This is a genomic window from Gordonia jinghuaiqii, assembly GCF_014041935.1.
GTDB classification, from domain to species: Bacteria; Actinomycetota; Actinomycetes; order Mycobacteriales; family Mycobacteriaceae; genus Gordonia; species Gordonia jinghuaiqii.
In genome coordinates this window covers 5,033,962-5,054,201 of the sequence record NZ_CP059491.1, presented here as the reverse complement: position 1 = coordinate 5,054,201, position 20,240 = coordinate 5,033,962, and the positions used below count along the sequence as shown (strand labels likewise).

Genomic DNA, 20,240 nt, shown 5'->3' with positions numbered 1-20,240 from the left:
AGAGGTGTTCACGCGGGCCCCGATCCCGGGTTCGCGAGTGCGGTGAGGACATCGACAAAGGAAACGCCCTGACGCGTCACGCCGAACGCCGCCGCCCGGTCCATCACCCGCAACGCCCAGTTGCGGTGTGGTTTCGCCTCGTTCATCTTGTTCCGGTACGACGACGCCCGCACCCCGCCCGACTCGCCGGCGAGGATGTCGAGCGCGTCGTGGTACTCCTCGTGGGTCACGGCCGACAATGCGTGTACCGCCGCCACGTGTGCGGGGTGGATGACGGTCTTGCCGTGCAGGCCGTTGGCGCGGTCGAGAGTGATCTCACGCAGGAGGCCGTCCATGTCGCGGCTGACCAGCTGCTGCCGGAAATAGACCGCATCGTTCTCACGAAAAGGGGTGTGCCGCAGCGTCGGTTGGAAGAGTCGCTCGTGATCGGCGAAGTACTCCCACACCGGCCCGGTCACGACGAAGCCCGATTCGTCACTGCGCCCGAGGTGGTTGACGATCGCGGCGATCACGTCGGCGGCGACCCGGACGTCGTAGATCGTGAGGTCGCGGTCGCGTCGGATGCCGAAGTATCCGCAGATGTCGGTGGCGCCGATGCGCACCGCGAGGACATGTTCACGGTTCGCGGCGAGCACCGACGCGATCGCCGCGAGCTCTTCGTCGCGGGTCTCTCGGTGCACGACCGACGCGGATTCCAGGACCGGCATCATCCACAGGTGATGGCCGAGCACCTTGCCGGCCTCCCGGACTGCGTCCAACGCATCGTGTGCGTTGTCCGAGTTGAACTTCGGAATCACGAAACCGGTCAGAACGGACGTGGGACCGAGGGCCGAGGCGATCGGCATGATCCGGTCGGCGGCGCGCGGCCGGACGAACAGGAGCATGGGCCGGCCGGGATTCTCGGCGATGTCACGGAGGGCGGTGACCGCGTGGTCGATCGCCTGCGCCTCCTCGTCGTCGGCGACCGCATCCTCGAGGTCGATGACCATCGAGATAACGCCTCCCGCGCGTCGTCTGCGGATCACCTCGGCGAGGTCTGGCCGCGTCGCCGGCACGTAGAGCGTGGCCCCCAACGCGACGGCGAGCCGGTGTGCGGGCCAGCTCGAGTCGATCGACTCGGGATGCCGGTGGAAGAGCAGTTCACTCGCGTGGAGTCCCAGATGATCGAAATGCCTGATCTGCCCGGGTTCCAGCCCGGGTCCCTCGTGGCGTGCCGTGGTGGTCATCGCGCGGCCACCTGTCCTCTCATCCGGGAAACGATTTCGGTGATCCGGTCGTCCACCGCCCGCAGCTGCGTGAGGTACGCCCAGTAGTCGGGGTGGACACGATCGAGGTCTCGCTTCGCACGCTCGATCCGGTCGGCCTGAGCATCGAGGACCGAACCCCATTCGTCAACCAGCGTGTGATTGACGGCAAACAGTTGAGCGTCGCGGAGTCGGAATCGGACGCGTTGTTCGGCGCCTTGCGGATCGGCACGAACCTCGCGCAGGACCCGGAGCCGGTCCAGAACGGCGTCGACGGACTGTTCGGCCACGGCCAGATCCTCCCGGGCGGCCTCGGCCTGCTCGATCGCCTGGTCGGGCGCCGCATCGAGCAGCGAGCGGGCGGTGGCGAGCTCGGCGTCGGCCTCGGCCAACCGCTCGTCGACGAGAATTCCGTTGCGCTGCAGGTCCACAGAGCATTCGGCACTGAACTCGCGCCGCAATGCCGACAGCGTGTCGGGAACCTGTTCGCTGCGCGTCGAGATGGCGTTGCGACGTGTCTCCACCGACCGGATGACGCGACGGGCGCGGTCGGCGAAGTCGGGCGCCTCGGCGAGGAGTTGTTCGAGTCGCCGGGCCGCCGCGACCACCGCCGCCGCCGCCGTCTGGCGGTCGAGGATGTCCGTACTCTGTTCGAATACTGTCAATGCGCGGTCGAGGGCTTCGGTGGCCAACGACACAGACCGAAGCCGGCCGACAGCCGGAGATGCGTTCTCGAGGGCGGACAGCGACCGATGAGCCGCCACCCGTGCCTCGTGGTCCCCGGCCGTCGCCGCGCGGAGGTTTGCCCGGGCCCGTTCGAGCGGGTCTGCGTTCACCTCGGCGAACCGCCTCATCGCCGCGGTTACGGTGCGCAGCGCTTCGGTGGCTCGCTCGTACTGCTGCGCGCGCACACGGGTGCCCTCGGGCGGCGACACCAGCTCGAGGTAGTCGGCGGTGGCCGCGGCGTGCTGCTCGCGCAGTGCCGACCACGCGGCCCGCAGCTGTGAACGGGGGTCTCTGGAGGCTGCCACGCGCACGGCCTGATCGATGTCGGCGAGGACGGACTCGGCCTCCAGGAACGCCGCTGTCATTTGTTCCGATGATGCAGGTGGTGCGGATTTCGTGCGTGAATCGTCCCCGAACCATCGACGTACGAAGTTTCCGGGCACCACACGATGCTATCGGCTATTTTCATCTCCGTATGAGGCCGGATTCCGGACTTGTGGCGGAGACCGGCCGGGACGTGATCGGGTGCGGGCTGCCGGGGTGTGCGGGGATGGCCGGTGGATCGAGCGGCTCTCGGGCCGAGTCGAGGACCAGACGAGGGAGACCGGGTGGCGGCCTCCCCGCGGCGCGAGAGAGGCACGTCGAATGCAGTTGGTACAACGCTCCAAACGCGTGGTCGAGGCCAGGCTCAACAACACCGCGGTCCGCGCGATCAGCGGGTCGATGGTGGCCTATGAGGGCCAGGTCACGTTCAAGTCGGCGGGTTTCGGGGGTGGCGACGGCGTGCTGGCGGGGCTCAAGCAGCGCGCAACCGGCGAGGCCCTGTCGCTGATGGAGGCCGCGGGCAGCGGCGTCGTCTACTTCGCCCACAACGCGGCCGAGACGACGATCATCGAATTGAACAACGAGACATTGCAGGTGGAGTCCCAGCAACTGATGGTGCTCAACGGCAATCTGCAGACCAACGTGACCTTCGCGGGTCTGCGAGGGGCGTCGTCGGGGCAGGGTTTGTTCACCACGACAGTGACCGGGCACGGTCAGATCGCCCTGCTCTCCAATGGGGGGCCGCTGATCCATCTCGAGGTGTCACTGCAGTACCCGCTGGTCGTCGATCCCGACGCATTCGTCTGCGCGCGAGGACAATTGAGCCAGTCCTTCGTCACCGACGTCTCGTGGCGCTCGGCCCTCGGACAGGGCAGCGGCGAGGCGTTCTCGTTGCGCTGGGATGGCAGCGGCGTCGTGTCGATCCAACCTGCCGAGCGGTGAGGGCGAGGTAACGCGAGATGTTCACCAAGGTCAACAGCAAAGTCGTCTGCGTCGACATCGGCCGCAGCGGTCCGGTGATCGCGCGCCGTGGGGCGATGCTCTTCTACAAGGGCAACGTGCACTTCCAGCCGCACCAGATCGCGGGAGCAGGCGGAATGGGCGGCGGTATGCCAGGTCTGGGAGCGATGGGCGGCATGGCCGGACGCATGCTCGCAGGCGAACACGAGTCGACGATGATCGCGCAGGGCAACGGCGAGGTGCACTACGGCTTCCTCGGTATCGAGGTCCACGTGGTGGATCTCGGGTCTGTCGGCGGGATCATGCGCGTCGAGGCGTCGCGCCTGCTGGCGTACTCGGCCAACCTGCAGGCGTCGGTGGTCTCGGTCGCCTCGCAGGGGAACGGTGGCGGGGGTGGCGGGGGACTGTTCGGCGCGCTGCGGTCCGCGGCGGCCGGCGCGGTCACCGGCCAGGGGATGTTCACGACGCAGCTCTCCGGTCCCGGTACGGCAGTGATGCTGGGGCACGGCGGGATCTTCGAACTGGAGGTGTCTCCCCAGAAGCCGCCCGTCACCGTCGACCCGCAGGCGTTCGTGGGTTCGGCCGGTCAGGTCGACACCAGTCTGCGATCGGCCATGAGCTGGCGCAACGTCGGCCGTTCGGGCGGCGAGGCAATGCAATTGGAGTGCTCCGGACAGGGCATCGTCTACGTGCAGGCATCGGAGGAGAAGCTGTGAGCCAACTCAACACCGTGTGGAATCCGATGAGCCTGCCCGCGGATGACAATGTGCCGGACAACAATTACTCGTTCTGCATCGACGTGTCCCAGCCGTGGTTCATGTCCAAGGGCGCGATGATCGCCTACTACGGACAGATGCAGTTCACCGCGTTGACGCAGGGGCTGCAGGGCAGTGTGCTCCAGATGGTCGCCCAGCAGTTTTCCGCCCCGCTGTATCTCGGCGACTACGTCGTCGTCGAGGGGCAGGGCAAGCTGATCATCGGTGACCGCGGATACGACATCAACGCCTACGACCTCGACGACGGCAACCTCACCATCCGCGCGGCCAATCTGCTGGCGTTCCAGCCGAGTCTGTCGCTCAACCAGTCGATCGTCCCCGGGTTCCTCACGCTCATCGGCACCGGCAAGTTCCTCGCCTCGTCGAACGGGCCGGTGATGTTCGTCGAACCGCCCGTGCGCGTCGACCCCGAAGCCCTCGTGGGCTGGTCGGATTGTCCGTCGCCGAGCCATCACTACGACGAGGCATGGGTCAACAGCTTCATCGCGGCCGCCGGCCGGCGGATGGGCCTCAACTCCGGGGAGGAGCGACAGTTCGACTTCACCGGTAGCGGAACGGTTCTCGTCCAATCGAGCGAGAAGGTCCGCGACGACACGTCTGTGCTGCGCACCATCCAGGGGCATCTGCCCGGAATGACGGTGCCGAGTCTGCAGCAGATCAACCAGCAGATCAGCCAGCAGTTGGGTCAGCAGCAGGGCTGATCCGTCCTCGGGCACAGAAAGAACTGCGCCGCAGATCCTTTCGGATCTGCGGCGCAGTTCGTTGTGTCCTTGCGGGGGTCAGATGTTGACCCTGTCCTCCTGGCCCTTGGCCGCGAGTCGGTTACGCCGGACGATGCTGGAGAGCAGCGCTGCGACGATCAGTGCCACGCCGATGAGACCGGTGATGATCTCCGGCACATGGGTGCCGATCGAGTACAGCAGGATGAACGCCAGCGCGCCGATGGCCCAGTGGGCGCCGTGCTCGAGGTAGACGTACTCCGAGAGCGTGCCCTTGCGCACCAGGTAGACGGTGAGCGAGCGGACGAACATCGCGCCGATGAGACCGAGGCCCAGGGCGATGATGATCGGATCGGCGGTGATGGCGAACGCGCCGATGACACCGTCGAACGAGAACGATGCGTCGAGCACCTCGAGGTAGAGGAACAGGAAGAAGCCTGCCTTACCGGTCGCCTTGGCCAGGCCTGACGGTCCGGAACGGCCTTTGGTCGTCTCGGAGGCAGGCTGTCCGGGTTTGGATTTGTCCAGCGTCACCTTCTCGGCGGCGTCGGTACCCGGCTCCACTGCGTCGTCATTTACTTCGGTCTCGACGTTGAAGTACTCGCCGAGGCCGTTGACCAAGATGTAGGTGATCATGCCGAGAGCACCGGCGATCATGACCGTCGATCGTTCGTCAGCAGGAGCGATGTAGGTCGCGGTGAGCACGAGCAGCGTGATGGCGATGACGACTTCGAGCATCTCGAGCTTGCCGATGCGCTCGAGAGGACGCTCGATCCACGACAGCCAGGTGATCTCCTTCTGCTCGAAGAAGAAACCGAGGAACAGCATCAGCAGGAACATGCCGCCGAATGCCGCGATCTGCGGATGCGCGTCGGTGATGATCGTCTCGTAGCTCGGGTCACCGTTCGCGAAGTACGCCGCGTCGTTGGGCGGCGGGTTCAGGGCGAGGTCGAGCGCATCCACCGGATTGAGGCCCGACGCGAGCCACACGATGACCAGCGGGAACACCAGCCGCATACCGAAGACTGCGATCAGGATGCCGATGGTGAGGAACATCTTCTGCCAGAACTCGCTCATTCTGCGCAGGATGGTCGCGTTGATGACCGCGTTGTCGAAGGAGAGCGAGATCTCGAAGACGCCCAGGATGGCCGTCAGGATCAGTGCTTCGACACCGCCGTAGAGAAACGCGATGATCAGCGACACGATCGTCACGACGACCGAGAGGCCGAATATTCGTACTACCACTGGTTGGTGGCCTTTCTAGAGATGCAGAGGGCCGACCGCCGACGGCATCGTCGGGGACGTACACAGACACGCGGATGCCGCACCCACTCTAGGAGAAGGTGCGGCATTCACGGGGATCAGCCGGTGTGAGCCAGGACTCAGACGTTCACGCCGAAGTCGCGGGCGATGCCCGCGAGCCCCGACGCGTAACCCTGGCCGACGGCACGGAACTTCCATTCCGCACCGTTGCGGTACAGCTCACCGAAGACCATGGCGGTCTCGGTCGAGGCGTCCTCGCTGAGGTCGTAGCGGGCGATCTCGGCGCCGCCTGCCTGGTTCACGACGCGGATGAACGCGTTGCGGACCTGACCGAAGGACTGCGAGCGTGCATCCGCGTCGTAGATCGAGACGGGGAAGACGATGGAGTCGATGTTCGGCGGAACACCGGCGAGGTCGACCTTGATGACCTCGTCGTCGCCCTCGCCCTCACCGGTCAGGTTGTCGCCGGTGTGCTCGATCGAGCCGTCCGGCGAACGCAGGTTGTTGAAGAAGACGAAGTGCTGATCCGAGACGACCTTCTTGTCGGTACCGAGCGCGATGGCGCTGGCGTCGAGGTCGAAGTCGGTGCCGGTGGTGGTGCGGATGTCCCAGCCGAGGCCGACCGACACCGCGGTGAGTCCCGGTGCCTCCTTGCTCAGCGAGACATTGCCACCCTTGCTCAGGCTCACGCCCATGAGATGTGCCTTTCTGTTGGTACGTGGTCTGGTGATGTCCGATGCGCCCGAGTTACGAGAGGCATTCGGAGCAACCGACAACACTCTATGTGAAGGGTGGGTGAGGGTCACCTAGTTGACCGGATGACCTGCGGGTTCTCTCAGCGGGGCAGGCCGCGGGTGTGTACGGTCCGAACGATCGGCGTATCTGCCGAGCCGCCGCGCACGTGTCCCGTGAGTCGACGATGTCTGTGGGGGACAACCCCGATTGCACGCCGCGACTTCTGCCGCGACGACAACGTCCCCGCGGGAATCGGAGGGGTGAACCTCACGAATCCCCACGGGGACGAAGTTGTCTTCGGCAGACCTACGAGGCTCAGGCCTCGATGATGAACTCCTCGAGCTGCTTGCGCGCGACGTCGTCGGCGAGCTGCTCCGGCGGGGACTTCATCAGGTAGGCCGATGCCGGGAGGATCGGTCCGCCGATGCCGCGGTCCTTGGCGATCTTGGCGGCGCGCACGGCGTCGATGATGATGCCGGCCGAGTTGGGGGAGTCCCAGACCTCGAGCTTGTACTCGAGGCTCAGCGGCACGTCACCGAAGGCGCGGCCTTCGAGGCGGACGTAGGCCCACTTGCGGTCGTCGAGCCACGCGACGTGGTCCGACGGTCCGATGTGGACGTTCTTGTCGTCGACCTTGCCGGCGAGCGCGCCGGTGAGGTTGGAGGTGACGGCCTGGGTCTTGGAGACCTTCTTGGATTCGAGTCGCTCACGCTCGAGCATGTTCTTGAAGTCCATGTTGCCGCCGACGTTGAGCTGGTAGGTGCGGTCCAGCGTGACGCCGCGGTCCTCGAACAGCTTGGCCATCACGCGGTGGGTGATGGTGGCGCCGACCTGGCTCTTGATGTCGTCGCCGACGATCGGGACGCCGGCGTCGGCGAACTTCTGGGCCCACTCCGGGTCCGAGGCGATGAACACGGGCAGCGCGTTGACGAAGGCGACGCCCGCGTCGATGGCGCACTGTGCGTAGAACTTGTCGGCCTGCTCGGAGCCGACCGGGAGGTAGCTGACGAGGACGTCGACCTCGTTGTCCTTGAGGGTCTGGACCACGTCGACGCCGGAACCGTCTGCCTCGGTGATGGTTTCGAGGTAGTACTTGCCGAGACCGTCGAGGGTGTGTCCGCGCTGGACGGTGACACCGGTCGGCGGCACGTCGGCGATCTTGATGGTGTTGTTCTCGCTGGCGAAGATCGCGTCGGACAGGTCGAAGCCGACCTTCTTGGCGTCGACATCGAACGCGGCGACGAACTCGACGTCGCGGACGTGGTACTTGCCGAACTTCACATGCATCAGGCCGGGAACGTTGGCGTTCTCGTCGGCGTCCTTGTAGTACTGCACGCCCTGCACCAGGGATGAAGCGCAGTTTCCTACGCCCACAATGGCCACGCGCACCTTATTGGGCTCACCCATGGTCGGGTTCTCCTTCTTCTCGCGGCATCGCAGTCGTTCGCTGCGCAACCGGTGTTTTCAATTGCTCGGGTTTCCCGAGCTGTTCGTCCCGGCTCGGCGTCGAGTCGGGTTCTTGATAGTCGTCAGCGGATCGGCCGGAGTCGGTCTTCGACGCCGAACGGCCCTGTGACTGTTGGGCTTCGGCGAGTTCGTCGTCGAACTGGCCGTCCCGGAATCCGTTGTCGTCGAACGGACCGGGCACCCCGTCTTGCTGGGAACTCTCCGCGGCGATCAGCTCGTTGAGCCAGCGCACTTCTCGTTCGCTGGACTCCAGGCTGAGCTGATGCAGCTGACGGGTGTAGCGATCGACGGCGCGGTTGGAGCGTCCGACGATCTCACGCAAACCTTCGCGACGTTCCTCGACCTGCCTGCGCCGGCCCTCGAGGATGCGCATGCGCGCGACCGCGGGGGTTCGGCTGAAGAACGCCAGATGCACACCGAAACCGTCGTCGGTGTAGTTCTGCGGTCCGGTGTCGGCCACCAGCTCGGCGAACCGGACCCGGCCGGCATCGGTGAGCTGGTAGACCCGCCGACCCCGCCGCACCTTCGCGCCCAGCGGCGTTTCCGGCTCGTCTATGAGGCCGTCGGCCTGCATGCGACGCAGCGTCGGGTAGAGCGAACCGTACGAGAACGCGCGAAAGGCGCCGAGCAGGCCGGTGAGTCGCTTGCGCAACTCGTAGCCGTGCATGGGGGATTCGAGAAGCAACCCGAGAATCGCGAGTTCGAGCACTTGCCTCACCCCCTCCGGTGCCGTCGACGTGATCGCCGCTGTTGGATCGTGCGCTGTGTCGGTACGCTCTGACGTCCCGACACCTCGCTCCGATGTGTTTGCCAATGTATCGCACCGATATAACCGTGTCCACGAGGAGGTCGGTCGGGGGAGTGACAAGAGTCTCCGTGCCCGGGCCGTACCGAGCCGGTACGCCTCGCGCCGACCCGAACCGTGCGACCACGTACCCTGAAAGCCGTGCAACGCCAGATCGTCGACTACGCCCTGCAGCGGCGCGCTCGGCTGTCCGCGGTCCACGCGGGCCGGGCTGCTGTGGCCGAGGTCTGCGATGCGAGTCCGTACCTTCTGCGTGCGGCAAAGTTCCACGGTCGGACAAGTGCCACGATGTGCCCGATCTGCCGGAAAGAGCAGGTCACGCTCGTGTCGTGGGTGTTCGGCGATCGGCTCGGCCAGGTGAGTGGCTCGGCGCGCAGCACCGAGGAGATCGCCCGCCTGGCAACCACCGCCGAGGAGTTCTCGGTACACGTGGTCGAGGTGTGCCGAACCTGCAGTTGGAACCATTTGGTGCAGTCATACGTTGCCGGGCTGCCGCCGCAGACCACGCGCCGCTCTCGACGCGTGGCCAAGTAGCGCGTCGACTGCGTGCTTTTGCCCAGGTGACGCGCGTGCTGTCAAAGTGGAGTGGCACAAGGCTCGAGAAGGTAACCGTGGTTCGCGGCGCGTGAGCCCGCGCAGCCCGGTAGGAAGGTGGACGATGAGCGAGGCGCATGGTTCTTCGCCCACACCGCGGGGAACGGGAACCCGTCCCGGACGCAACGGTGGCGGTCAGGACAGCAGGAACACGATGGCAACCCGGCACCGCCGGTTCGCGTGGGCGCTGGGCATTGTCGGAGCGATCGTCCCGGCGATCGTCCTGGTCTTGATCGTGGCCTTCGCGTTCACCTACTTCACGGCTGAGATCCCCGAACCCGACGTGAGCCAGAAGGCCACCATCGTCGACACCTCGGGTCGAACTCTCGCCGACATCACCTCACCGGACGGCAACCGCACCGTCGTGCCGTTCGACGAGATCCCCGAGACGATGAAACAGGCGATCGTCGCCGCCGAGGACCGCGAGTTCTGGACCAACAACGGTTTCTCGCCGCGCGGACTGTCCCGCGCGGTCATCGGGCAGATCACCGGCAACCAGACCGCCGGCGGTGGTTCGACGATCACCCAGCAGTACGTCAAGAACGCGATCGTCGGTGACGAACGCAGCTTCGATCGCAAGTTCAAAGAACTCGCGATCGCCGCGAAGATGAACGACCGGCACGGCTGGTCCAAGGAGAAGGTCCTCGAGGCCTACCTCAACACCATCTACTTCGGTCGCGGCGCCTACGGCATCGCCGTCGCCACCCAGAAGTACTTCAACAAGTCGATCACCGACAAGCGTCGCGCCGAGAGGAACCCGCTGACCTTCGAGGAGGCGGCACTGCTCTCGGCCGTCATCCGCGCGCCGTCGTACTACGACCCCGACTCCAACCGCGAGGTCACCGAGTCCCGCTGGCGCTATGTGCTGGAGGGCATGGTGGCGACCGGCGCCATCACCCAGCAGCAGGCCGACAACGCGGTGTTCCCGAAGACGATCAAGGCGCGGGTCACCGACACCGACGAGACGCCCGGCCCCAACGGACTGATCAAGCGTCAGGTGCTCGGTGAGCTCGACCGCATCGGCATCACCGACAAGCAGCTGCGTACCGGCGGTCTGAAGATCAGCACGACGATCGATCCGCAGGTACAGAACGCGGCGGTGCAGTCGGCGTGCCGCAAGAACAAGATCTACAAGTGCCCCGAAGGTGAGCTCAACGGCGAACCCGACGACCTGCGCGCATCGGTGGTGTCGATCGATCCGCAGAGCGGCGGCGTGCGCGGCTACTACGGCGGCGACAACCCGTCCGGCTGGGACCTCGCCCAGGCCGGGCTGCAGACCGGCTCGTCGTTCAAGGTGTTCGCGCTCGTCGCGGCGCTCGAACAGGACATCCCGCTGACGAAGACGTACAGCTCGGCACCGTTCGAGGCCACGGGCGGGCTCACCGTCGAGAACTCCGACGGTGAGAGCTGCGGCAGCTGCAACCTCGCCACCGCGATGAAGATGTCGCTCAACACCGTCTACTACCGGCTGATGATGGATCTGAAGGGTGGCGCGCAGGCCGTCGCCGACGCCGCACACAAGGCCGGCGTCGCAGAGTCGTTCGGCAACATCGAGAAGACCCTGCAGGAGGCCAACGGCTCCCCCGAGGGCGGTGTGGTGCTCGGCCAGTACCAGTCTCGCGTCATCGACATGGCCTCGGCGTACGCGACCCTCGCCGCGTCGGGCGTCTACCACGAGCCGTACTTCGTGCAGAAGGTCGTCGACTCCGACGGCCAGGTGCTCTACGAACGCAGGAACGAGGGCAAGCGTGTGTTCCCCGCGAAGGTCGCCGACACCGTGACCGCCGCTCTCGAGCCCATCGCCGCCTACTCCAACGGCAACTCGCTCTACGACTCGTCCCTCGGTTCGCGCCCGTCGGCCGCGAAGACCGGCACGGTTCAGCTCGGCGACACCGGGCAGAACAAGGACGCCTGGATGGTCGGGTACACCCCGCAGCTGTCCACCGCGGTGTGGGTCGGCACCAGTGACGGCACGGCGCTGACCAACTACAACGGCGCGCCGATCTACGGCAGCGGTCTGCCCTCCCAGATCTGGAAGTCGGCCATGGATGCCGCCCTCGAGGGCAAGGAGATCAAGCAGTTCCCCGAGCCCGACGAGGCCATCGGCGGCCAGGTGGGCGTCCCGTACGAGGCGCCCGTCACGTCGGCCGAACCGACGCGTCGTTCCCGCGGTCCCGCGGCACCCACCTTCGAGATCCCCGACCAGGGCGGCGACGGCAACCTGACCCTCGCCCCGGGCGTGACCATCCCGATCCCCGGCGCCCCGCGCGGCGGCGGGGGTAACGGGGGAGGTACCGGTGGCGGCAACGGCGGCGGCAACGGCGGCGGCAACGGCGGCAGCCCCGGTGGTGGCGACGCCGGCGGCAACCCCGGTGGCGGCGGCGGAGGAGGCGGTGAGCCCGGTGATGGGGACAGCGGAGGAGTCCCTGAACCGCCCATCGGCTGACCAGGATTCGGCGCCGGGCCCCGCAACGACCGGCGCCGACCCCGCCTGGGACAGCCCCGTACCGCTCGCCGACGATCTCCGCGTCGACGATGAACGTGTCCTGCCGACGCGCAGCGACGACCTTGTCCGCGAGGCGAGTTCCCTCGTCGGCGGGCCGGTGGGCGCGCATGCCGTCATCGGTCGCACGCGTCACCTGACCCCGCTGCGGGTGCTGTTCGCGCTGGCCCTGTGTGGACTGGCGCTCGGCTGGTTCGGCAAGGCCGGGTGTCTGCAGCAGGCCCCGCCCGACGATGGGACATCGGGGCGGCCCGGCGCCGAGATGCGACTGGACTGGGATGACCAGCGCCAGTTCACCAATCTCTGCTACTCGGACGTGATCAGTCTGTTCGGGGCGGAGCGACTCAACCAGGGCGCACTGCCCTACCGCGACTTCTGGTTCCAGCAGGACTCCGACGGCCAGACGATCAAGCGATACATGGAGTACCCGGTCCTGACCGGCATGTTCATGTACGGCGCCGCGCAGGCGGCCCTCGGATGGAAGTGGGCCGAGACCAACTGGGGCATCCCGGGGGCGCTCGACGTGGTGCTGTTCTTCACCATCGTCGCGCTCGCCCTGGCCGCGTTCTGGCTGGTCACCATCTGGGCGACCGCACTGACCGCCCGCACGCGGATGTGGTCGGTGTGGCTGGCGGCGCTCTCGCCGCTGGTGATGGTGCACGCCTTCACCAACTTCGACGCCATCGCCACGGCGGCAGTCGCTCTGGCGCTGCTCGCGTGGGCCCGGGACCGGCCATGGCTTGCGGGGGTGGCCATCGGCATCGGAACCGCGGCCAAGCTCTACCCCGCGTTGTTGCTGGTGGTGCTCGGTGTGCTGTGTCTGCGGTCGGGCAAGGTCCGTGAGTTCGGGGCGGTCGCCGCGGCCGCCGCCGGCTCGTGGCTGGTGGTCAACCTGCCGGTCCTCATCCCGTACCCCACGGGGTGGTGGGAGTTCTTCCGCTTCAACGCCGACCGATCTGCCGACCCCGACACCATCTATCGAATCCTCGCCGACACCGTTGGTTTCACATGGAACATCGATTTTCTGAACGCCCTGTCGGTGGGGTTGACGGTTGCCGTGCTCGCCGGGGTCGCCGCGATCGGGATCTGGGCGCCCCACCGCCCCCGGGTGGCGCAACTGGCGTTCCTCGCCGTGGCAGGCTTCCTACTGGTCAACAAGGTGTGGAGTCCGCAGTACTCGCTGTGGCTGGTTCCGCTCGCGGTCCTGGCGGTTCCGCACACCCGCCTGCTGCTGACCTGGATGACGATCGACGCGCTGATCTGGGTTCCTCGGATGAGCTTGTTCCTCGATCCGGAACGACGCTGGCTCCCCGACCAGTGGTTCACCGTTGCGGTCGTTCTCCGCGGACTCATGGTGATCGCCCTGTGCGTGATCGTCGTCTGGCAGATCTGGCATCCGCGTGATGACCTGGTGCGCCGCGGAAACGACGGACGCTGGTACGACGATCCGGCCGGTGGTGTTCTCGACGGAGCCGCCGACCGCCTCCCGTTGCGCCGGAACACCCGACGCATCGCCGACGCCGGACACACGGCGCCGATCCTCACCGGCTGACCGGCCGACGGAACCGACAACGGTTCCGCCGCGTCCAATCGCAATGACACACACTCTGGCCTTGCCCGACGACCTCACCAAGTGGCTCGCCGACGGTGACCGCGCCGCCGAACTGCATACGGAGACGGTTGCCATCGACAAGCCATGGTGGACCGACGCTCTCGCCGAGCACGATCTTCCGGATTCGCTGCACGGCAACCGCATCAGCCGTAAGGATCTGTTCGCTCTCGGTGCCACTGCCGCCGACAGTCCCGATGACGCGATCGCATTGCTGTGGAATGTCGTCGCGTTCTGCCTGGGCCGCAAGAACACCGACGGTAAGAAACGGATCGCCGCGGTCGCGGCCGATCGCAAACGCATCGGCCGGCTCGTGCAGGAAGCTGCTCTGGCCTCCCGCGACGACCCGGGCGCAGCCTACGCGATGCTGCGACCCGACAAGGGTGGCAACGTCGTCGAACGTCTCGGTCCCGCCGGGTTCACCTGGTTCCTCTACTTCGCCGGCGGCGGGGAGCCGAAACACCCGAGCCCGGTGCTGGATGCCAAGGTCGCTCGGTCGTTGCGTCGTGCCGGTTGGAGGGAACTGCGCGACAGCGTCTGGACCGCGGCAGACTATGTGGCCTACTCACGCCTGGTGGATCGCTGGCGCACGGAGGCCGGGGTGGATCGCAACGACGTGATCGTGCGTGGCCTGTTCGCGATCTCACCACCAAGCGGGTGGGATCATCCGTGGCAGGCGTGGGAGCGGGAGACCTGGGAGCGGGCCGACTGGGTTCGCGGTCCGCTGTCCACCGACGATCTGCGGACAGTTCATCACTGGCTGTCCACACTGGCTGCGCTGACATCGTCCTCGGCCGCCGCCCAGGCCGACTTCTCCCGCCTGAGCCGCAAGATCAACAACGCGCTCAGCGGCGAGGTCGGCGACACCGCGGCGGGCTTCGACGAGGACGAGCCGTACTCCTATCAGCACTATTCGAGGCCGTTCCACTGAGGATTGCCCGCTCACTCCGTGGGTACTGTCGAGGCATGGCTGAGCGCGGCGAACAGATCCCGGACACCACCGCTGAAGCGGTCGGCAAGGTCGGGGAGGCGCTGGAGTACGTCGAACGTGCCCGCGGCCACCTGTACAGCTTCCACCAACTGATCGGTCACGCCGATCTGCTGCTCGGTGACGCCGTCGACGCATTGCGCGACGACGGGCACACAGAACTGGCCGACGCGATCGCCACCGAGATGGTGGGACGCAATGTCATCAACGGGCGCTGGACATTTCAGGTCGTCGAAGAGTTCGACGACACCTACTGGCAGCCCTTCCGCGAAGTGGTGGGCCGGGCGCGAGAGCTCACCGGCGGGGTGGCGCACCTACACGAGTCGCGGATGAAGGAAGATCGACGCACCCACGGGCACCCCCACCACACCGAGGGGCCGTGAACGCCCGCTCACGACGAGACACGCTGCAGTAGAACAGCTTTCGCTGCGGGCCAGTCGTCGTCGGTCATCGCGTACAGCGCGGTGGTCCGCCAGCCGTCGCCGAATCGCCGGTGCTTGCGCAGCAGCCCCTCGAAACTCGCGCCGAGTTTGGTGATCGCGGCGCGGGACTGCGCGTTGTCCTCATGGGTGTGCCAGGTGAGGCGCACGGCGCCGCACTCCTCGAATGCGTGGCGCATGAGCAGCAGTTTGGCAGTCGGGTTGACCGTCGTGCCCTGCACCCGTTCGGAGTAGAAGGTGTAGCCGATGCAGGTGCTGCGGTTGGTCGCGTCGATCTCGTAGAAGCTCGTCGCGCCGACGAGCCGCCCGTCCTCGTTGTCGATGACCGCATAGGCGACGCGCGACTCAGGATCGGCGGTCGCGGCCTCGATGAAGCGGGCCGCGGACTCGCGATCGGTCGGGACTCCGGGTGACCACCGGAACCGGCCCGGGTCACCGACGACCCGGGACAGTGCGTCGGCGTCGTCGACGGTCAGCGGTCGCAACGTGACCCGCCCGCCGACAAGCGGACCGGTGCCCAGCCACGCGCTCACCGGGTACCGGCCCCGGTGACCGGGCTGCTCGCAGCGCCGACGTCGCCGAAGGGTCGACGCCGGCCGATCGACGCGAGCGGTTCGCGCAGCGGTGTGCCGATGAACGAGACGATCAGATACGCCAGCAGGATCGCGTGGACCCACACCGATCCGGCCACGCCCGTGAGAATCCACCAGGGCAACGGGTCGCCGGCGTCGCGGATCGGGAACAGCCGGAAGATGGTCAGGTCCAGGGCCAGATCGGTCAGCAGATACGTGACGATGACCGGCCAGCGCACCTTCATCAGCACGAAGAACGGCAGTATCCACAGCGTGTATTGCGGCGAGTGCACCTTGTGGAACAGCATGAAACCCGCCAGCATCGCCGCGCTGACCCCGATCCAGGGGAAGGCGCCGTGGCGCTCGAGGCGCCGCCATCCCAGGTACATCGCGAGCGCGAACGAGGCGAGGATCAACAACGGTGAGGTGATACCGACGATCGAGTGATACGTGTCGGTGGTGCCGGTGAGGTATCGAAGCCCCCAGTACCAGATGGAGTTGGTGTCGACATCGGCCTTCCGCCGCCCCTGGAAGGTCAGAGCGGCCTTCCACCCGTCGAACCCGAGCACCATGAACGGCACCTGGATGGCGATGACGGTGACGATCGCTGCGCCGGCCACCCAGGCCGCGCCGATCCAGTCGAGCCCGCGACGGGCGACCGTTCGCATCCCGCCGGCCCCGCCGGTCAGCACATACGCGGCCAGCGGCAGGACGAAGATCCCCGGATAGAGCTTCAGGCAGAAGCCGATGGAGAGCAGGACTGCGGCCACGGTCGCACTGGTCCGCAGCGGGAGGCGTCGTCGACCCGTGTCGGGGTGGATCGACGCACCCCACGTCACCACGGCGATCGCCGCGACCGCGGTCGCGACCACCGGCAGTTCCCAGTTGTGGAAGGAGTACAGGACCAGGGGCGGCGTTGCCGCCCACAGCAACGCCCACCAGCGCACCATGGCGACGAGCATCACCGTGATGGCAAACCCGAACGGCGCCAACAGGAGTGCCGACTGGTTGAAGAACTCGGTATCGGTGTCGGCGCCGATCGCCCCGAGGAACATCATCACCCCGGACAACACCGGGTATTCGACGACGCCACCGAAAAGTGTTCCGTCTGACCCGATTCCGCCGTGTATGTAGGGAAAGACGTGATTGTTGATATCGCGTCCGAGCCAGAGGTAGGCGATGTCGGAGTAGCAGGGGATCACGGCGTCGGGGTCGCCGGTGGGCCAGTTGGCGCTGCGCCCGAGCGCATCGAACGGTGGGCCACCGCACCGCAACTTGGCCTGGTAGCTCCAGAACATGGTGGCGGCTGTTGCCAGCAGCGTCACGAGCAGGATCACCGCGCTCTCGCCGCGACCCGACAGCCATTCGGCCCGCCGGCGTGTGCTGGTCCGCGCGTCCGACATGGCCAACAGCGTAGGTCGTCGGACGCGGCACCGACGAGGCGGCCCATGACCACGGATTTCACCGAGAACACCCTGGTCATGTATCTTGGACCGGTTGCCGACGCAGGCGACCCTCCTGTCACGGACAGTCCGTGGCCGACCTAGCCCATAGGAGGTGATGTGGTCTTATGCGTCACTACGAATTGATGGTCATCCTCGATCCGAACCTGGACGAGCGCACCGTCGCACCCTCACTCGATACTTTCCTCAATGTTGTCCGCAAGGACGGCGGCAAGGTGGATGCTGTCGACATCTGGGGCAAGCGCCGTCTTGCCTACGAGATCCTCAAGCACAACGAGGGCATTTATGCCGTCATCGATCTCAATGCCGAGCCCGCCACGGTTACCGAGCTCGATCGTCAGCTGAAGCTGAACGAGTCGGTTCTGCGCACCAAGGTCCTGCGGAAGTAGTCCACAGGCTTTCTTGATCGTCTGAACACGTCGGTACCGGGTTCTAGGGTTGGACCCACAGAGTTCAACACCGAACACCCGGTGCATGTCGATTCGACGAGTGCCCACCAACGACCCAAGGGGAACACACATGGCAGGCGACACGGTCATCACCGTAATCGGCAACCTGACCGCCGACCCGGAACTGCGGTTCACGCCGTCCGGCGCAGCGGTTGCCAACTTCACGGTGGCTTCCACCCCGCGAACCTTCGACCGTCAGACCAATGAGTGGAAGGACGGCGAAGCGCTGTTCTTGCGCTGCAACATCTGGCGCGACGCCGCGGAGAACGTGACCGAAAGCCTCACCAAGGGTTCCCGGGTGATCGTGCAGGGACGGCTCAAGCAGCGGTCCTACGAAACCAAAGAAGGCGAACGACGCACGGTCGTGGAACTCGAGGTCGACGAGATCGGCCCCTCGCTGCGCTACGCAACCGCCAAGGTCAATCGCGCCTCGCGCGGTGGCGGCGGCGGCGGTGGTGGCTTCGGTTCCGGTGGCGGCGGCGGTAGCCGCGGCGGCGGGAACTCGAACCAGCAGGTTGCCGACGATCCCTGGGGCAGCGCGCCTGCCAGTAACAGCGGCGGATCGTTCGGTGGCGGGGACGACGAACCACCTTTCTGATATCTCTCGGGACGCACGCTTCGGCGTGACCGGTCCCGGACAGCATTGACTGGAGCAACACACAAATGGCAAAGGCAAAGCCCAGCCGGAAGCCTCGCGTCGAAAAGGTCACCAAGACCAAGGCGTGCAGCTTCTGCAAGGACAAGAAGGCCGTCATCGACTACAAGGACACCGCGCTTCTGCGTCGTTTCCTGTCCGACCGCGGCAAGATCCGGTCGCGTCGCGTGACCGGTAACTGCGTGCAGCATCAGCGCGACGTCGCTGTGGCCGTGAAGAACTCGCGTGAGGTGGCCTTGCTGCCCTTCACCTCGACCAGCCGATAAGCGGAAAGGATCAGTTGACATGAAGCTCATCCTCACCGCCGCCGTGGAGAACCTCGGCGAAGCAGGCGACATCGTCGTGGTCAAGGACGGCTACGGCCGCAACTACCTGCTGCCTCGCGGCCTGGCCATCAAGGCCACCCGCGGCGCAGAGAAGCAGGTCGAGGGCATCCGCCGCTCGCAGGAGGCCCGCGAGGTTCGCGGTCTCGAGCACGCCAACGAGCTGAAGCAGGCCCTCGAGGGCCTCGCCGAGGTCTCGCTGGACGTCAAGACCCACGACTCGGGCAAGTTGTTCGGTTCGGTCACCGCGGCAGACGTCGCCGGTGCCATCAAGACCGCAGGCGGTCCGGCCGTTGACAAGCGCAACGTCCAGCTGCCCAAGGGGCACATCAAGGCAACCGGCAGCTACCCGGTGGTCGTCAACCTGCACCCGCAGGTCTCGGCGACCGTCCAGCTCGCCGTCGTCGCCGCGAGCTGACCTCAGCGACAAACACACAAGGCCGGGTGGAGATCCTCCACCCGGCCTTGTTGTGTTTGCCACGCCCCACCCGCGCTGGTTGAGCTGGGCGCCCCCATCCACGCTGATTGAGCCGGTGAGGAGCGCAGCGACGAGCCGTGTCGAAATCACCTGGTGACCAGACGAACTCAGCCGCCCACCACCCGGACCTATTTCGGCGCAGGAGGCGTGGCGGGTAGTTGGTTCCAGTACTGCAACCGCGGCGGAAGGTATTGCGGTGCAGGGTTGCCGCTGTGCGCGACGGCGGTGTTGCCGGGCCCGAAGGTGTCCCACGAGGGAAAGAAGAACTTGTGCCAGGCCGGTGTGAAGATCAGCGCGCGTTGCCCGGTCCGGCAGGCGACGACGTCGCGGCGCGGGACGGTGCAGGTGACGCCGGCGATGGTGACGCGTTTGCCGACGCCGAGTACGGGCGGGCGGAAACCGGTCTTGGAGCCGAACCGATACGTCTGCTCCGTACGCGACCACCACGGGCCCTGCTGGTCGCCGGAGATCGCCGCACCCGACGCGTCGGGCGGAGCGGTCGCGGGACGGCCCTGACAGCCCACGTAGCGGTACGCCTGACCGATCTGGCACATCCACCGACCGGTGGTGAAGAACGACCGCCCGTTGTCCTCATAGGCGAGCGACCGGAAGGTCGTCGGATCGACCGGTTGGTAGCGGGGTAGGTCGAATTCCACAGGCATCGTCGGACCGGGTGCTGCGTCGGCGGACGGGGTGAGGGCGGACGGAGCGACAGCCATCCCTGATGCCACGGACAGGGCGGCCGCCACAATGGCCACGCGACGGACGACCCCGGAACTCAACCCCAACCTCGACACGATCGACATTGCATCACAGGAGGGCGTGCGGTTGGCTGCGATCGGCAGATAAGTCGGACGACTGATCGGATCGATCACAGCTCTGACAAGGTGTAACGCGGAGCACACCTGATGTTCCCGCGAATATTCGCCACGTGGAGTTGAACACCCGGTCGCAACACGCCCACAACGCGACGCGCCGAAGAAGGCCGGGCGATTTACAAATACTTGATTGTGGAAATTAAGCACGCCTCTGAGCTGGGACGATCGAGTTGTTCACACCCAAATTCCTCAGGTTGTCCACAACCGGTGCACACGCCGACCTGAGCGACTCACATGCCGTCCACAGGTGTTCCCCAGATTGGCTAACA

The 20,240-nt window shown here is 66.3% G+C and carries 21 protein-coding genes; 12 read left to right on the top strand and 9 right to left on the bottom strand.

Annotation, left to right across the window (positions count from 1 at the left end; genetic code table 11):
• Positions 1-8: 8 nt before the first annotated feature.
• Positions 9-1,226, bottom strand: a complete 1,218-nt coding sequence (locus H1R19_RS22525) for an HpcH/HpaI aldolase/citrate lyase family protein (protein ID WP_188328493.1) — start codon at positions 1,224-1,226, stop codon at positions 9-11.
• Entirely contained in the window at positions 1,223-2,335 is a 1,113-nt protein-coding gene (locus H1R19_RS22520; protein ID WP_219850213.1) for a coiled-coil domain-containing protein, read from the bottom strand. The genes H1R19_RS22525 and H1R19_RS22520 overlap by 4 nt, the downstream gene beginning before the upstream one ends.
• Positions 2,336-2,615: 280 nt before the next feature.
• Here H1R19_RS22520 and H1R19_RS22515 point away from each other — a divergent pair, with 280 nt between their 5' ends.
• The 3 genes from H1R19_RS22515 to H1R19_RS22505 are packed head-to-tail and all read left to right on the top strand — an operon-like array spanning position 2,616 to position 4,731.
• Positions 2,616-3,236 carry an AIM24 family protein gene (locus H1R19_RS22515; RefSeq protein WP_219850212.1) on the top strand — a complete coding sequence of 207 codons (621 nt, stop codon included), beginning with the start codon at positions 2,616-2,618 and terminating at the stop codon, positions 3,234-3,236.
• 17 nt (positions 3,237-3,253) lie between these two features.
• A complete protein-coding gene (locus H1R19_RS22510; RefSeq protein WP_188328490.1) occupies positions 3,254-3,970 on the top strand; it encodes an AIM24 family protein in 717 nt (238 codons plus the stop codon).
• Positions 3,967-4,731: an AIM24 family protein gene (locus tag H1R19_RS22505; RefSeq protein WP_188328489.1), complete on the top strand. Its 765-nt coding sequence runs from the start codon at positions 3,967-3,969 to the stop codon at positions 4,729-4,731. The genes H1R19_RS22510 and H1R19_RS22505 overlap by 4 nt, the downstream gene beginning before the upstream one ends.
• Positions 4,732-4,809: 78 nt before the next feature.
• Here H1R19_RS22505 and H1R19_RS22500 read toward each other — a convergent pair whose 3' ends face one another.
• The 4 genes from H1R19_RS22500 to H1R19_RS22485 all read right to left on the bottom strand — a co-directional run bounded on the left by H1R19_RS22500 (position 4,810) and on the right by H1R19_RS22485 (position 8,923).
• On the bottom strand, positions 4,810-5,994 hold the full coding sequence (locus tag H1R19_RS22500; RefSeq protein WP_219850211.1) for a DUF475 domain-containing protein: 1,185 nt from the start codon (positions 5,992-5,994) through the stop codon (positions 4,810-4,812).
• A 137-nt stretch (positions 5,995-6,131) separates the two neighbouring features.
• Positions 6,132-6,707: a TerD family protein gene (locus H1R19_RS22495; RefSeq protein ID WP_188328487.1), complete on the bottom strand. Its 576-nt coding sequence runs from the start codon at positions 6,705-6,707 to the stop codon at positions 6,132-6,134.
• 355 nt (positions 6,708-7,062) lie between these two features.
• Complete coding sequence (locus H1R19_RS22490; protein WP_188328486.1) at positions 7,063-8,154, bottom strand: inositol-3-phosphate synthase; 1,092 nt, start codon at positions 8,152-8,154, stop codon at positions 7,063-7,065.
• Positions 8,147-8,923, bottom strand: a complete 777-nt coding sequence (locus tag H1R19_RS22485) for a PadR family transcriptional regulator (protein WP_188328550.1) — start codon at positions 8,921-8,923, stop codon at positions 8,147-8,149. Before H1R19_RS22485 ends, H1R19_RS22490 begins: the two co-directional genes overlap by 8 nt.
• Before the next feature lie 237 nt (positions 8,924-9,160).
• Between H1R19_RS22485 and H1R19_RS22480 the strand changes: the two genes are divergently transcribed.
• From H1R19_RS22480 to H1R19_RS22460, 5 genes are all read left to right on the top strand, one after another.
• Positions 9,161-9,553, top strand: coding sequence for a DUF5318 family protein (locus H1R19_RS22480; protein ID WP_188328485.1), 393 nt, complete (start codon positions 9,161-9,163; stop codon positions 9,551-9,553).
• A gap of 124 nt (positions 9,554-9,677) precedes the next feature.
• Positions 9,678-12,059 (top strand): transglycosylase domain-containing protein, encoded by a 2,382-nt coding sequence (locus tag H1R19_RS22475; RefSeq protein WP_219850210.1) that lies wholly within the window; start codon positions 9,678-9,680, stop codon positions 12,057-12,059.
• Positions 12,019-13,668: a glycosyltransferase family 87 protein gene (locus H1R19_RS22470; RefSeq protein ID WP_219851856.1), complete on the top strand. Its 1,650-nt coding sequence runs from the start codon at positions 12,019-12,021 to the stop codon at positions 13,666-13,668. The genes H1R19_RS22475 and H1R19_RS22470 overlap by 41 nt, the downstream gene beginning before the upstream one ends.
• Before the next feature lie 43 nt (positions 13,669-13,711).
• Entirely contained in the window at positions 13,712-14,656 is a 945-nt protein-coding gene (locus H1R19_RS22465; protein WP_219850209.1) for an 8-oxoguanine DNA glycosylase OGG fold protein, read from the top strand.
• 35 nt (positions 14,657-14,691) lie between these two features.
• Complete coding sequence (locus tag H1R19_RS22460; protein ID WP_188328482.1) at positions 14,692-15,096, top strand: hypothetical protein; 405 nt, start codon at positions 14,692-14,694, stop codon at positions 15,094-15,096.
• 8 nt (positions 15,097-15,104) lie between these two features.
• Here H1R19_RS22460 and H1R19_RS22455 read toward each other — a convergent pair whose 3' ends face one another.
• Both H1R19_RS22455 and H1R19_RS22450 read right to left on the bottom strand, forming a co-directional pair.
• Positions 15,105-15,686, bottom strand: coding sequence for a GNAT family N-acetyltransferase (locus H1R19_RS22455; protein WP_188328481.1), 582 nt, complete (start codon positions 15,684-15,686; stop codon positions 15,105-15,107).
• A complete protein-coding gene (locus H1R19_RS22450; RefSeq protein WP_219850208.1) occupies positions 15,683-17,128 on the bottom strand; it encodes a hypothetical protein in 1,446 nt (481 codons plus the stop codon). The genes H1R19_RS22455 and H1R19_RS22450 overlap by 4 nt, the downstream gene beginning before the upstream one ends.
• A 167-nt stretch (positions 17,129-17,295) precedes the next feature.
• On the opposite strand from H1R19_RS22450, the gene rpsF reads away from it, so the two are divergent.
• The 4 genes from rpsF (at position 17,296) to rplI (ending at position 19,033) form a co-directional block, all read left to right on the top strand.
• Positions 17,296-17,577, top strand: a complete 282-nt coding sequence (rpsF, locus tag H1R19_RS22445) for a 30S ribosomal protein S6 (protein ID WP_188328479.1) — start codon at positions 17,296-17,298, stop codon at positions 17,575-17,577.
• 130 nt (positions 17,578-17,707) lie between these two features.
• A complete protein-coding gene (locus H1R19_RS22440; protein WP_188328478.1) occupies positions 17,708-18,235 on the top strand; it encodes a single-stranded DNA-binding protein in 528 nt (175 codons plus the stop codon).
• Positions 18,236-18,300: 65 nt separating this feature from the next.
• Complete coding sequence (rpsR, locus tag H1R19_RS22435; protein ID WP_004020662.1) at positions 18,301-18,558, top strand: 30S ribosomal protein S18; 258 nt, start codon at positions 18,301-18,303, stop codon at positions 18,556-18,558.
• A gap of 19 nt (positions 18,559-18,577) precedes the next feature.
• Positions 18,578-19,033, top strand: a complete 456-nt coding sequence (rplI, locus tag H1R19_RS22430) for a 50S ribosomal protein L9 (RefSeq protein ID WP_188328477.1) — start codon at positions 18,578-18,580, stop codon at positions 19,031-19,033.
• A gap of 188 nt (positions 19,034-19,221) precedes the next feature.
• Here rplI and H1R19_RS22425 read toward each other — a convergent pair whose 3' ends face one another.
• Entirely contained in the window at positions 19,222-19,899 is a 678-nt protein-coding gene (locus tag H1R19_RS22425; RefSeq protein WP_188328476.1) for a hypothetical protein, read from the bottom strand.
• Between the last annotated feature and the right edge of the window lie 341 nt (positions 19,900-20,240).